Origin of the sequence: Arthrobacter sp. efr-133-TYG-118 (assembly GCF_030209755.1) — a bacterium.
Taxonomy (GTDB): Bacteria; Actinomycetota; Actinomycetes; order Actinomycetales; family Micrococcaceae; genus Arthrobacter.
Map to the genome: position 1 here is coordinate 26,348 of NZ_JARVRH010000043.1, position 13,597 is coordinate 39,944.

Below are 13,597 nucleotides of genomic sequence, written 5' to 3' on the forward strand. Positions count from 1 at the left end.
GCCGCAGGAAAGCCTCGTGTGCATCACCCTGGACACCGACCACATCGGCGTGACGGGGTGATAACACCGAGACAAACACGGCGAGTACGGGTCCGTCCTGGACCCCGGACAGGACGGACCCGAGCACTTCCAAATCGAATTCGACGGGTCCAGGGTCCGAACTGCCGCCTCGCTCGACGGGAAAGATGGACCCGGCTCGGGGCCTACTGGATATCAGCTTCATCAGCGACGACCATGCCGGGCTCTTGCGTTTCACAGGAGCTCTCGCTGGGATTGCCGCAAAGGATCTGACGGAGCGCCGACTTTGAGAGCGTCACCTTTACGAGCTGAACCTTGGCCAATGCCCGGGACTCTCAGCTGGGGCTTCCGTCGCAGTGCAGGAACATGAAGAGCATTAGCGTCGTTGAAGATCTCGCTTCTTGGCCTGAATGAGCGCACACACAAGTGGACGGCGGTGCGTCGAACTGACAGCCCGAGATCGGGCCGTGGATGGTTAAGAATAGGCGACGGCGTGCCGACGTCGCCGAGGGCCTGCCAGACGCGTCTGCAACTCTTCGGCGGTCGGCGGGTTGGCGCCCGGGCGGCTCACCGTGATTGCGGCGGCCATTGACGCTGTTTGTCCGATGTCTTGGAGTGCGGCCGGTCCGAATGCTTCGTCGCCCCGGGTCAGCAGTCCGAAGATGAGTGCGGCCATGTAGGAGTCGCCTGCCCCGATGGTGTCGGCAACGTCGGTTTTCACGGACGGGATGCTGAACCGGGCGCCGGGACTGGCGAGCAGGGCCCCGTCGGCGCCCTTGGTGATGACGGCCAGGCGCGCGCCATGTTGCAGCAAGTGGGCGGCGACGTCGTCCGGGGACCATCCGGGGTAGAGCCAGTGTGCATCTTCGTCACTGAGTTTGACGACGTCCGTGAGCGGAAGCAGGTCCTCGAAGATCGTCGTTGCCTCGGTGTGGCTGCCAAGGAGAGCAGGGCGGATATTGGGGTCGTAAGTGACCAGGCAGGACTGGTGGCACTGCTCGAGAAGAGTGCGGACGGTGCCGGCTCCCGGGGCCAGGAACGTGGCGATCGAGCCCGTGTGCAGAATTTTCGGGATCATGGCCGGCGCCACAGGTGCCAGCTGCCAGGCGATGTCGAACTCGTAGCTGGCTGAGCCGTCGGCAGCCAATGTCGCGGTGGCGGTTGCCGTCCGTTCAAGGGAAGCGGATCCGGGAAGAAGCTCGACGCCTGCGCTGTGGAGGTGGTTGGTGATGGCGGTGCCGTGTTCGTCGTCGCCGATAGCCGTGAGCAGCCCGGTCCGGACGCCGAGCCGGCCGAGGCCATAGGCGACGTTGGCCGGGGACCCGCCCGGATAACTGATGGACCCTTCGGGGCCGTTGACGATGTCGATCAGGGCTTCGCCGATGACGACAGCGTCTATCAGCTCGTGGTTGGAGCCGTCCGGTTGGGGCTTGTGCATCGGGGTTCTTTCTTCGGGTTGACTGGTGGGAGCCCGGTATGGATCCGTCCGCGGACCTGTCAGCAGGTCCGCGGACGGAGAAAGGGCTCCGGTGGAGCGGGAGGTGCCGGTGGGCCTGTCAGGCCTTTGCGGCTCCTGTCATGATGGCGACGGCGTCGGTCATGCTGTGGGACTGCGGGGTGATGGTGGCCGCGCACTTGCCCAGGCGCTGGATGTGGATCCGGTCGGCCACATCGAACACGTGTGGCATGTTGTGGCTGATCAGGATGACCGGCAGGCCGCGGTCGCGCAGGTCGCGGACCAGCTGGAGGACCTGGTTCGATTCGCGCACGCCCAGTGCCGCCGTCGGCTCGTCCAGAACGACGACCTTGGACCCGAAAGCCGCCGCGCGGGCCACGGCGACGGCTTGGCGCTGGCCGCCGGAAAGGTTCTCGACCGGAACTGTGACATCCTGCAGGGTGGAGATGCCCAGGCGGGTCAGTTCTTCCTTGGCCTTCCTGCGCATGCCTTTGGTGTCGAGCATCCGGAACACGCTCCCCAGGAGGCCCGGGAGGCGTTCTTCGCGGCCGAGGAACAGGTTCGAGGCGACATCCAGGGCCGGGGAAACGGCCAGGTTCTGGTAAACCGTTTCAATGCCGTGGACCCGCGCGTCCTGCGGGCGTTTGAAGTGCACCTGCTGTCCCGATACGTAGAGCTCCCCGGTGTCGGGGATTTCGGCGCCGGTGAGGCACTTGATGAGCGTGGACTTGCCGGCGCCGTTATCGCCGATCACGGCCAGGACCTCGCCCGGGTACAGGTCCAGACTCACGCCGTCGAGGCCGACGACGCGGCCGAAGGTCTTGACGAGGTTCCTGGCCTTGAGGATGGGTTCGCGGGTGGCGGTGTGGGAGGCTGAAAATTCTGTCATGGTCATGACTTGACCTTTCGGATCCACTGGTCGATAGACACGGCAACGATGATCAGGATGCCGACGGCGAGAGTCTGGTAGAGGACGTCCAGGCCTGCGAGTGAGAGGCCGTTGCGGAAGATGCCGACGATCAATGCGCCAAGCAGGGAACCCCAGATGGAGCCGCGTCCGCCGAAGAGGCTGGTTCCGCCGATCACGACGGCGGTGATGGAGTCCAGGTTCAGGTCGACCCCGGCGTTCGGGCTGGCGGCGTTCGTCCGGCCTATCTGGATCCAGGCGCCCACGGCAAGCACCGCCCCGGCGGCAAGGTAGACGCTCATCAGCACGCGGCTCACAGGAATGCCGGCCAACCGGGCGGCTTCCTTGTCATCGCCCACGGCGTAGACGTGGCGTCCCCAGGCGGTCTTGCCCAGGATGAAAGCGACCACGACGTAGAGCAGGATCATCATGACGACGCCGGTGGAGATGCGTACGGGTCCGATCGGGAACGTGCTTCCCAGCCAGGTGAGCACCGGCGGCATCGCTGATCCGCGCACCGTGCTGCCGCCGGAGTAGAGCAGCGTCAGGGCGACGAAAATGTTCAGCGTTCCGAGGGTGACGATGAACGGCGGGAGCCGGAATCTGGTCACCAGGAAGCCGTTGAGTGCCCCGGCAGCCAGACCGACGGCGAGACCGGCAATGAGGGCGAGCGGCCCGGGGATGCCGTTGCTGACGGCGAGCTGGGCGATCACCATCGAGGACAGGATCATGACCGCCCCGACCGAGAGGTCGATGCCGGCGGTCAGGATGATCAGGGTCTGGGCGATCGCCAGGGTGCCCACCACCGCGACCTGCTGCGTGATGAGCGACAGGTTCTCCACCCGCAGGAAGCGCTCATTGAGGATCCCGAAGACCACCACCGCGATCAGCAGGACAATGGCGGGGCTGAGGGCCGGGTAGCGGTGGAGAATGTTGCGGATTCTGCTGAGAGGGGTCTGGCGGTCGAGGAATTCCTCGGCCAGGTCAGCATGTCCGGCGCTCGGCGGGCCGGCGGTCTGTTGCTGGGTCACTTGAATAGCTCCTGAACTTCAATGTTCTATAACTGTTGTCGTGCTGGGTATGCTGCGGGGAGACGCTTTAGCGCGGCCCCCCGCAGAGTGGAGGCGTTACTTGCCCCAGCAGATCTGGGAAGCAGCCGTCGTGTCGATGCTCTGCAGTCCGGAAACTGCCTTGTCCGTGACGAGTGCGGAGCCGGTGTTGAAGAAGTCCAGGCCCGCTGAGACCGTGGGCTTCTTGCCTGACGTGGCCAGGTCCTGGATGGCCTGGACGCCCAGCTGGGCCATCTTCACCGGGTACTGCTGGGCGGTGGCTCCGATGATGCCGGCCTTGACGTTGTTCACGCCGGTGCAGCCGCCGTCGATGGAGACGACCAGCACGCCCTTGTCCTTGCCCGCGGCCTTCAGGGCCTCATAGGCGCCTGCGGCGGCAGGTTCGTTGATCGTGTAGACGACGTTGATGTTCGGGTTCTTCGACAACAGGGTTTCCATCGCCGTGCGGCCGCCGTCTTCGGCGCCCTGGGACGCCTGGTTGCCGACGATCTCGTAGTCCCCGCCCTTGCCGCCGGTGTACTTGCCGGTCTTGGCCTCGTCACCGTTTTTCGTCTTGTCGGCGGTGTCGATTCCCAGGCCGGTCAGGAACCCCTGGTCGCGGTTGTAGTCAACCGAGACGACCTTGTCGCTGAACAGGTCCACCAGCGCAATGGTGGCCTTCTTGCCGTCCAGCTGCGCCGCGGTCCACTGACCGATCTGCTTGCCGGCCGCGAAGTTGTCGGTGGCGAAGGTGATGTCCACGGCACTTGCCGGGTCCGGCGGGGTATCCAGGGCGATCACGTACAAGCCTGCGTCGCGGGCCTTCTTGATCGCGTCGACGACGGCGGGCCCGTTCGGGGTGATCAGGATGCCCTTGTCACCCTTGGAGATGGCGTTCTCGATGGCCTGGATCTGGGTGTCTTCGTCGCCGTCGGACTTGCCTGCAGCGAGCTTCAGGTCAATATTGCCGCCTTCGGCTGCTTTCTTCGCACCGTCCTCCATCGCTACGAAGTAGGGGTTGGAGGTGGTCTTCACGATCAGCGAAACGCCGATCTTTCCGGCGGCGCCTCCGCTGGAGGACGAGCTGGAGGAACTGCCTCCGCAGGCGGTCAAGCTAAGTGCGCCGAGGGTCAGGACTGCGCCGGCGGCAAGAAGGCGGGTCGCGGCCGGCCTCGGGGCTTTGGAACTCAACATTGAAACTCCTGTGTTTGTGGCGCCTTTCCGGCGTCAGACAACGATGTCATGTATCATGTAACCAAGCTCACACTGGGGAGTCAAGTGTTAATCGATGATGAGGAGCAGTTCGTTGACAACGGTGTCTAATCGTTACCAATCCGTTTCCGGTCGGAGGCCTCCGACGATGAAAAACGTCGCGGATCTCGCTGGAGTCGGGATCAAGACGGTCTCGAGAGTCGTGAACAACGAACCCGGTGTTTCAGAGGAAACGCGCCAGCGGGTGCTCAGGGCCACGGAACAGCTCCAGTATCACCTTGACATGACGGCGGGCAGCCTGAAACGGTCCGGACGCAAGACCCAGTCCATCGGGTTATTGCTGCCCAGTGTTTCCAACCCCTTCAGCGGCGAGATCCACAGGGCACTGGAAGACGCACTGACCGAGCGCGGGATTGCGGTTTTCGCCTCCAGCCTGGATGACGATCCGGAGCGGGAGAAGAAGCTGATTTCCGCTTTCCTGGGGCGCCGGGTCGACGGACTTGTCCTGACCCCGATCGCCAGAAGCCAGGCATACGTCATCCCGGAGCACTCACGGAACCTGCCCATGGTGTTCATCGACCGCGAGCCGGTGGGCATCGAAGCCGACGCGGTGGTCACGGACAATGAGGTGGGCGCCTCAAAGGCGGCCGCGCACCTCATCCGCCACGGCCACAGCAGACTCGCCTACCTCGGCGACCGGACGGACATCCAGACGGCAACGAAACGCCGCACGGGGTTCCTGGAGGAAATCGGCAGGGCAGGAATTGCGACCTCGACCATCCCGGTGCGCAACGGACTCCACGACGAAGAGACCGCCCTCCGGGCGGCGATCGAGTTGCTCACCTCGGAGAACCCTCCCACCGCGATCTTCTCCAGCCAGAACCTGATCACCTTCGGTGCCATGCGCGCGCTGAGATCCCTTGGGTTGCATCACAAAGTTGCCTTGATCGGATTTGACGACTTCACCCTGGCCGACATGATGGAACCGGGGATCACCGTGATCGCCCAGCACCCCGAGCGCATCGGCAAACTCGCCGCCGAACGGATCCTCGCCAGAATCGACGGAGACGACGGCGCCCCGAAAACCTACATCGTCCCGTCAGAACTGATCCCCAGGGGATCCGGCGAGATCCCGCCACTGAACTAACAACCAACCCTGCAAAACATCCGAACCCACCAAGCAAGGACCGGACATGACCAAAACACTGTACGCGGAATTCACCGTCAGGGAAGGCAGCGAAGCGAGGGTGGCCGAAATGATGGCAGAGCTCACCGGCCACGTCCGCCGGGAACCCGGAAACGTCATGTTCCTGCCCTACACCCGCGAAAGCAACCCGCGGGAATACTTCGTGTTCGAGGTCTACCGCGATGAAGCGGCGTTCGAGGAACACATCGGAGCGGAATACGGCCGGAAATTCAACGCCGAACTCGCCGGGCACATCGAAGAAGACGGCTCCGTCCTGACCTGGCTCCGCCCACTGATTTAGGGCCCGCCAAGGCAGAAAAGTGCGCAGGGCTGAAAAGCGCCTGCACCCCAGCGGTCGTTGCTGCTCCCGGACTACTTCGGGAGCAGCAACGACCATTGCGCATTTAATACGCAATTCAACTGAAGCCAGGAAGCACAGGCAGCACCAGAAGGGATCCGTCCATCTCTATGCCCGGCCACGCTCCAGCAAAGGACACCATGGGGCGGGTGCAGAAGCATACTCAAGAGTGGATGATGCGCCTGGAAATCTGGCACCGCCGGGCAGACGACCCCCTCCGTCATGGAAGCGATGGGCACTGGCTGGAAGTGCCATTCGTCGTGTCCCATCCTCCTCAGGAGGACTCGTGGACGCCTGTTTCCTGATGCGGCGCCGCTCCGGCGCTTTTTCGTAGCCCGCTCCGGTTGCAGGATGAGGTCTGCTGGCTGCTCTCCTGACCCGGCATGATTGCCCCGGTACGTGCATGATGCAAGGGCCGCTGGGTGCGGCGCCCGCAACGGTGAAGTTGCGGGCGCCGCGGTCTGATCAAAGCGATGGGGCTTCCGGTTATTGCCAGGCCGACTTCATCTGCTTGACGTCCAGAGAAGTAAGAACAGCGTTTCCTCCGTTGGCGAAAGCTTCGATGCCTTGGCTGGATGGGTCCGGGAAGATCTGGTCTGTCAGGACGATTTTCCCGTCGTCGGCGAAGACTTCGACCGAGGACCAGTCAACCAGGATCCGGAGTTTGACTGTTCCTCCGCTTGTCGTGAGCGGCGCGGTCTGGACTCCGGGAAAGCTGGGGTTGAATCCCACGGCGCCGGACTTGGTCCGGTCGATGTAGACCTGTCCGGATTTGTTGTCATAGCCGATGAGTGTTTCCTGGCCGGACCCGGTGCGGACTTTCAGTCCGTAGGAGCTTGCAGTACCGGCAGTGAAGGACGCCGAGATGTCGAGCGCCTTCCCTGTGGCCGGCAGGACGGTGCTTCCGGCAGGGACGGACATGTTCTCCTTGTGGACGGACGGCCCCGTAGTGAGCTGGTTGAGCTGCTTGACCGGTGTCTGCATCAGGCGGGGTGCGCCGTCGACGGTTTGGAGGGACAGCTCCCGCGGGACGGTCATGGCGCTGCGCCATGGTGAGGTGGGAATGGATCCTCCATAGTCCCAGTTGTTCATCCAGCCGATCATGATCCGCTTGCCGCCAGGGGCGTCATTGAAGGTGACACCGGCGTAGTTGTCCTTGCCGTAGTCGACCCAGTGAGCGCGTTGGACTGCGGATTGTGCCGCTGTGTCTGAGAGGGTGAAGTCGTCGGCCAGGATGTGTCCCCAGCCGCCGGTGTTGTGGTCGACGACCTGGATCTGCGCCTGCTTGCCGATCAGGTCGCTCAGGTCCCACGACGCCCAGTCCAGGTTCTCGCTGTTTGCGCCCGTGGCGGAGCGCACCACCTTGCCGTCGACGACGAGATTAACGGAGGTCTGCGTGTCCCAGGACTTGGCCTGGGCGTTGGCGAAGACGATGTCGCCCACCATGAGGTGGCCCCATCCGCCGGTGGACCCGTCGTTCTGGTCCACGACCTGGATCTGCGCCTGCTGGCCTTGGTACTTGCTCACGTCCCAGTTCGTCCACGTCAGGTCAGGGCTGTTGGGGCCGGTGGTGGTCGCGACGACCTGTCCGCCGATGATCAGGTTGACCGCGGTCGCGTTCGCCTGGCCCCAGGGGTGGTTCCCGCCAGCGACTTGCAGGTCGATGTACGGGCTGTTGACCGTGAAGGTCGGCGAGGTGATGGTGCCCGTGCCGGGATCTCCGGCGGGCGCATAGGTGTCCAGCACCTTGGGGCCGAGCTGGTTGGGCAGGCTCTCTGTCGAGGGCCCGGAGCTGGCGAAGGAACCGGTGGCGGTCCAGCCGGCACCGTAGGTGGTCCCGGAGAAGTCGTTGAACACCTGACCGGCCGGCAGGGTGCCGAACGGGACGGTGTCGGCGGCGTAGGGGTGGTTGCCGCCGCCGACGAGGAAGTTCAGGTGGGATTTGTTGACGGTGAAGGTCTCGGAACTGAGTGTGCCGGTGGGGCCGTCACCGCCGTTGAAGCTGTTGGCGAAGCCGGTTCCTTCAAAGCCTGTAACGCTGGACTGGCCCGGCAGGCTTCCTGTGGCCGGGGCAGTGCCGAAGGCGGTCCCGGTGGTTTGCCAGCCATCGTAAGTACCGTTATCGAAGTTTCCCAGAGATGTCCCGGCCGGGGGGACGTAGGGTTTGTCATCCGAGGTGAACTTGGTGCCGTCGAAGCTTCCGGTGAAATATTGGACGCCCGAACCTCCTGCGATCCCGCCCGGGTTGAGGTTGACCGTCAGTACCCACTTCTGTTTGCCGGGGTTGGCGGGATCCGGCAGGGGGAACAGGTCAGGACATTCCCAGGCACCGCCCGTGGCACCTGCAGGACCGAAATCACTCAGATGCTTCCACGTTTTCAGGTCAGGAGAACTGTAGAAAGACACCTTGTGCTGGTCGGACAACGCGGCCGACATCAGCCACTCGTGTCCGGCCTCGTACCAGAAGACTTTCGGGTCCCTGAAGTTGTTTGACCCGATGTCCAGCACTGGGTTCCCGGAATATTTGGTGAAGGTCCGGCCTTTGTCCGTGCTGTAGGCGAGTGCTTGGGACTGCTTCCCGGTAGCCTTGTCGGCGGCGGTATAGATTGCCACCATGGCGGGGTTGCCCGGCTGGCCAAAGCCCGTCGTGTTGTCTTTATCGATGACAGCACTGCCCGAGAAGATCATGTTTTTGTCGTCCTGCGGAATGGCGAGCGGGAGCTGCGTCCAGTGCACCAGGTCCGTGCTGACGGCGTGGCCCCAGGACATATTGCCCCAGGTGTCCCCCGAGGGGTTGTACTGGAAGAACATGTGGTATTCGCCTTGGTAGTAGACCATGCCGTTCGGGTCGTTCATCCAGTTCGTTGCCGGGCTGAAGTGGAACTGGGGCCGGTATGTCTCGGAGTAGGGCGAGGAAGTTCCGACCGCGCCGGAAGCCGTCGAGGCCGCCCCGGAGGTGTCCGCGGCCAGAGCCGGGCCGGACAGCGGAAGGGCGCTGCCAGCGGCCATGGCGGCGGCGAGGATCAGGGCGTTGAGACGTTTTTTTGATTTTGGTCCGGGTGTCAGACCGGGACCGGAATGTGTGCGGCGCACGTATTCACCTTTCGTGTCGACAATGACAGGCAGGTAATGCCGGTTGTCGCTCGGCTGGTTGTGTGGGGGCCTTGATCGACTCAAATGCTGCACTTGCGTCAGATCCACCGAACGAAGACAACGTTGTCAAAAAGGGAACCTACGGCTTGTCCACCGGACAAGTCAACAGTCAAATCCTCCGACGCCCGGCCTGGCTCAAGTGGTCGTGAACCAACTGTCCGCATGCCGGTGGAAGCCGTTGACAGCCACGAGGTAACGCGTGTAACCTCAATCACGCCGTTGAAGGTAACCCGCGTTACTTGCCAACGATTGCGATACGACCTCAGACCGAACCCTTGGTACTGCGCGCAGGATCAACGAAGACACCGGAGCATTCAATGGCGAAACCCACGACCCCCCAGAAAGCCGCGGCTGTGCGGCAGCGGGGTGTCACCATGAGTGATGTCGCCAGGCACGCCGGTGTCTCCCGGACGGCGGTCTCGTTCGTGCTGAGCAACCGAGAAAACGCCAGCATTTCTGAGGAAACACGCATCCGCATCAACGACGCCGTTCAGGCATTGGGTTACCGCCCGAATGCCGGAGCGCGCGCACTGGCTTCCCAGCGCAGTGATTGGTACGGACTCGTCACCGAGATCGTGACGGCCCCGTTTGCGGTGGACATCATCAAGGGCGCCCAGGATCAAGCCTGGCTTGACCACCGGTTCCTGCTCATCGCGCCTTCGGACCAGGCCGATGCCGTGGGACCCAACCAAGGGCTGGAAGATGCAGCAACGGAAAAGCTGCTGGAACAACGAGTGGAAGGACTTTTGTACGCGGCAACATACCACCGCGGCGTGCATGTTCCGGAAAGCGCCCACGAGGTTCCCACCGTCCTGATCAATTGTTTCGATGCGGACGGGAAGCTGCCCTCGATCGTCCCGGACGAGCGCGCGGGCGGCAGGGTCGCCGTCGAACGTTTGCTCCGGGCCGGCCACAGCAGGATCGGAGTCATCAACCTGGACCCGCACATTCCCGCGGCCGTCGGACGGTTGAAGGGTGCCCGTGAAGCACTCGCCGGCGCCGGGCTCGAACTGGATCCGGAGCTGGTGGTGTCCGGGCATGCGACGGCGGATGGAGGCTACGAGGCGGCCTGCCAAATTCTGGACCGCTATCCGAAAGATCAAAGGCCAACCGCCCTGTTCTGCCTCAATGACCGCATGGCGATGGGCGCTTATGACGCCATCAAGGAACGGGGACTGACCATCCCCGGCGACATCGCCGTGATCGGCTTCGACAACCAGGAACTGATTGCGGCCTACCTCAGGCCAAAGCTGACCACGGTTGCGTTGCCCTTCGAAAAAATGGGCGCTCTGGGAGTCCAGACGCTCGCAGCTCTCACAGCAGGACAGCCGATCACTGCCGACCAGCAATTGGTCGACTGTCCGCTGCTAGAACGCTCTTCGGTCTGACCGTGAAATCAATGTCGAAGAGCAAACCCTTACCCACCACTTCACCTTGCTGATGAAGATAGGAAAGAGATACCCATCATGACACAACCCCGATTCTTGAGGTCTGCCCGCATTGCAGCGGCCGGACTGGCTGTGGGTGCAATGCTGCTGACCGGCTGCGCTGCCACCGTCAACAAGTCCGCCGGCACCGACGCCGGAGCCAACGCGAACGCCTTCCTGACCATCCCGCGCGAGGACATGAGCACCTTCGACCGTAACTTCAACCCCTTCGCCCCCACTGTGAACCCCATGGTCCAGCAGGCCATCTACGAACCCCTGATGGTCTTCAACCCGGCCAAAGGCAACACGGTCCCCTGGCTGGGCGCCTCCTGGGACGCTGCCAAGGACGGCAAATCCGTCACCTTCACCCTGCGTGACGGCGTGAAGTGGTCCGACGGGCAGCCTTTCGTCGCCGATGACGTGGCCTACACCTTCCAGCTGCAGAAGAAGCTCAAGGGCGGCTTCGAGTACCTGGATTCCGTCACTCCGTCGGGCACCGACAAGGTGACATTCACCTTCAACAAGCCCTGGTCCCCCGCGCTCTATGAGATCGGGCAGCTCCCCATCCTCCCCAAGCACATCTGGTCATCCATCGCCGATCCCGCGAAGGACACCAACGCCAACCCCGTAGGAACCGGCCCCTACACCCAGGTGGACAGCTTTCAGTCCCAGTCCTTCGTGCTGAAGAAGAACCCGAACTACTGGCAGCCTGACAAGCAGAAGATCGCCGGCATCAAAATGCTGGCAATGTCCGGAAACGATGCCGCCAACCTGGCCAGCGTCAACGGCGATGTGGACTGGTCCACCCAGTTCATCCCGAACATCGAGAAGACCTTCATCGCCAAGGACAAGGACCACCGCCACTTCTGGTTCCCGCCCACGGGCGCCATGATCAACTGGCAGTTGAACACCAGCAAAGCGCCGTTCAACGACGCGACGGTCCGCAAGGCCCTGAGCATGGCGGTTGACCGTGACCAGGTCACCAAGATCGGCATGAGCGGATACGCCACCCCGGCCGACTGCACAGGCCTCTCCGGCAACTACGCGAGCTGGAAGAACGCCGATGTGGCGAACAACTGCACCTGGACCAAGATGAACGTCGACGAAGCAAACAAGATGCTCGACGCAGCCGGTTACCCCAAGGGCGCGGACGGCAAACGCACCCTCAAGGACGGCAAGCCTTTCGAGTTCAAGATCTCCGTGGGCGCCAGCTCCTCCGACTGGCTCTCCGTGGCCAACGTGATCGCCCAGAACCTCCAGGCCATCGGCGTGACCGCCAAGGTGGACTCCCCTGACTGGGCCTCCGTCGTCTCCGGCTACGAGCAGGGAACGTTCGACACCGGCATCGTCTGGAGCGCGAACGACCCCAGCCCGTTCAAGTACTTCAGCTCCACCATGGGCACCTCCACCGTCAAGCCGGTGGGCGCCAAGGCCACCGAGAACTACCACCGTTTCGGCGATCCAAAGGCCGATGATCTCCTGCAGCAGTTCGCTGCTGCTGGCGACGAAGCCGCACAGAAGCAGATCGCGAGCCAGCTTCAGGCGGAATACAACGCGGTGGCCCCGACGGTTCCACTGTTCTCCGGCCCCGAATGGGGCGACTACACGGACGTTCACTTCACGGGATGGCCCACTCAAGACAACCCCTACGCAACGCTCTCTGACCGCTCCCCCACCACGGTCCTGGTCCTGACCACTCTGGAACCACGCAAGTAGCCGGCACCAGTTCCCGGCCGGTGGCTGCAGTTGCCACATTCCGGTTCCCACCGGCCGGGAACCTTCTCATCTTTCCCGCCCGGGACCACTGTCGTCCCGGACCCCGCCTTTCCCGAACGGAGCAACCGTGCGCTTCATCCTGCGCCGCCTGGGTTTCTACCTGATCGCCTTCTGGGCCTCCATCACCCTGAACTTCCTGCTCCCGCGCTTCATGCCGGGAGACCCCGTCTCACGCATGTTCGCCCGTACCCAGGGCAAGATGCAGCCCGAACAGATCGAAGCCCTGCGCAAGATGCTCGGAGTGGATACGCGGCCGCTCTGGGAACAGTACGTCGACTACATGCACAACATCCTGACCGGCCAGATGGGTGTCTCCATCTCGCGTTTCCCCACCCCGGTCACCGAGGTCATCGCCAGCCAGATCGGCTGGACCCTTTTGCTGGGCGGAACCGCCCTGGTGTTCGCCGCCATCATCGGCAATCTCCTCGGCATCCTGGCCGCCTGGCGACGCGGCGGCGCGATCGACTCCGCCCTGCCACCGCTCCTGATCTTCATTGGATCCTTCCCGTACTTCTGGCTGGCCATGGGAGCCCTGTACCTGTTCGGCGTAGTGCTGGGCTGGTTTCCCATCCGCCACGCTTTCACGGATGGACTGGAGCCCGCCTTCACCTGGGAGTTCATCGGCGACGTCGGCGCGCACCTTGTGCTGCCGGCGCTGACGATCGTCCTGGTGTCCATCGGCGGCTGGATGCTGGGCATGCGGAACACCATGATCGCCACGAACGCCGAGGACTACATCACCATGGCCGAGGCCAAGGGCCTCCGGCCGGGCCGCATCATGCTCCGCTACGCCGCCCGCAACGCGATGCTCCCGTCGGTCACGAGCTTCGGCATGAGCCTGGGCTTCGTGGTCGGTGGTGCAATGCTCACCGAGGTGGTGTTCGCGTATCCCGGCGTCGGCTACCAACTCCTTAACGCCGTCCAAGGCCTCGACTACCCGCTTATGCAGGGGCTGTTCCTGACCATCACCGCCGCCGTGCTGCTGGCGAACTTCCTGGTGGACATCCTCTACGTCCGCCTCGACCCGCGTGTGCGCAGCAACTGAGGGACCCATC

The 13,597-nt window shown here is 63.4% G+C and carries 10 protein-coding genes; 5 read left to right on the forward strand and 5 right to left on the reverse strand.

Annotated features, from left to right (window positions below):
* Positions 1 to 493: 493 nt before the first annotated feature.
* From QRN59_RS24050 to QRN59_RS24065, 4 genes are all read right to left on the reverse strand, one after another.
* Complete coding sequence (locus QRN59_RS24050; protein ID WP_284984945.1) at positions 494 to 1,456, reverse strand: carbohydrate kinase family protein; 963 nt, start codon at positions 1,454 to 1,456, stop codon at positions 494 to 496.
* A gap of 118 nt (positions 1,457 to 1,574) precedes the next feature.
* Entirely contained in the window at positions 1,575 to 2,369 is a 795-nt protein-coding gene (locus QRN59_RS24055; protein ID WP_284984946.1) for an ATP-binding cassette domain-containing protein, read from the reverse strand.
* Positions 2,366 to 3,412: an ABC transporter permease gene (locus tag QRN59_RS24060; RefSeq protein WP_234750546.1), complete on the reverse strand. Its 1,047-nt coding sequence runs from the start codon at positions 3,410 to 3,412 to the stop codon at positions 2,366 to 2,368. Before QRN59_RS24060 ends, QRN59_RS24055 begins: the two co-directional genes overlap by 4 nt.
* Before the next feature lie 96 nt (positions 3,413 to 3,508).
* Positions 3,509 to 4,624 (reverse strand): substrate-binding domain-containing protein, encoded by a 1,116-nt coding sequence (locus tag QRN59_RS24065; RefSeq protein ID WP_284984947.1) that lies wholly within the window; start codon positions 4,622 to 4,624, stop codon positions 3,509 to 3,511.
* 166 nt (positions 4,625 to 4,790) lie between these two features.
* Here QRN59_RS24065 and QRN59_RS24070 point away from each other — a divergent pair, with 166 nt between their 5' ends.
* Together QRN59_RS24070 and QRN59_RS24075 are read left to right on the forward strand one after the other, a co-directional pair.
* Positions 4,791 to 5,789, forward strand: coding sequence for a LacI family DNA-binding transcriptional regulator (locus tag QRN59_RS24070; protein WP_284984948.1), 999 nt, complete (start codon positions 4,791 to 4,793; stop codon positions 5,787 to 5,789).
* Positions 5,790 to 5,835: 46 nt separating this feature from the next.
* On the forward strand, positions 5,836 to 6,129 hold the full coding sequence (locus QRN59_RS24075; RefSeq protein ID WP_284984949.1) for a putative quinol monooxygenase: 294 nt from the start codon (positions 5,836 to 5,838) through the stop codon (positions 6,127 to 6,129).
* Between the two features lie 543 nt (positions 6,130 to 6,672).
* Here the strand turns inward: QRN59_RS24075 and QRN59_RS24080 are convergent.
* Positions 6,673 to 9,279 (reverse strand): glycoside hydrolase family 32 protein, encoded by a 2,607-nt coding sequence (locus QRN59_RS24080; protein ID WP_284984950.1) that lies wholly within the window; start codon positions 9,277 to 9,279, stop codon positions 6,673 to 6,675.
* Between the two features lie 377 nt (positions 9,280 to 9,656).
* Here QRN59_RS24080 and QRN59_RS24085 point away from each other — a divergent pair, with 377 nt between their 5' ends.
* The 3 genes from QRN59_RS24085 (at position 9,657) to QRN59_RS24095 (ending at position 13,587) form a co-directional block, all read left to right on the forward strand.
* Positions 9,657 to 10,727 (forward strand): LacI family DNA-binding transcriptional regulator, encoded by a 1,071-nt coding sequence (locus QRN59_RS24085; RefSeq protein WP_284984951.1) that lies wholly within the window; start codon positions 9,657 to 9,659, stop codon positions 10,725 to 10,727.
* A 78-nt stretch (positions 10,728 to 10,805) separates the two neighbouring features.
* Positions 10,806 to 12,482, forward strand: coding sequence for an ABC transporter substrate-binding protein (locus QRN59_RS24090; protein WP_284984952.1), 1,677 nt, complete (start codon positions 10,806 to 10,808; stop codon positions 12,480 to 12,482).
* Positions 12,483 to 12,609: 127 nt separating this feature from the next.
* A complete protein-coding gene (locus tag QRN59_RS24095) occupies positions 12,610 to 13,587 on the forward strand; it encodes an ABC transporter permease (protein WP_241708015.1) in 978 nt (325 codons plus the stop codon).
* Positions 13,588 to 13,597: the final 10 nt, after the last annotated feature.

What these genes read in the sequence shown, in the direction of transcription:
- QRN59_RS24050 (WP_284984945.1), bottom strand. Translation starts at nt 1,456, where the DNA reads ATGCACAAGCCCCAACCGGACGGCTCCAACCACGAGCTGATAGACGCT.
- QRN59_RS24055 (WP_284984946.1), bottom strand. Translation starts at nt 2,369, where the DNA reads ATGACCATGACAGAATTTTCAGCCTCCCACACCGCCACCCGCGAACCC.
- QRN59_RS24065 (WP_284984947.1), bottom strand. Translation starts at nt 4,624, where the DNA reads ATGTTGAGTTCCAAAGCCCCGAGGCCGGCCGCGACCCGCCTTCTTGCC.
- QRN59_RS24070 (WP_284984948.1), top strand. Translation starts at nt 4,791, where the DNA reads ATGAAAAACGTCGCGGATCTCGCTGGAGTCGGGATCAAGACGGTCTCG.
- QRN59_RS24075 (WP_284984949.1), top strand. Translation starts at nt 5,836, where the DNA reads ATGACCAAAACACTGTACGCGGAATTCACCGTCAGGGAAGGCAGCGAA.
- QRN59_RS24085 (WP_284984951.1), top strand. Translation starts at nt 9,657, where the DNA reads ATGGCGAAACCCACGACCCCCCAGAAAGCCGCGGCTGTGCGGCAGCGG.
- QRN59_RS24090 (WP_284984952.1), top strand. Translation starts at nt 10,806, where the DNA reads ATGACACAACCCCGATTCTTGAGGTCTGCCCGCATTGCAGCGGCCGGA.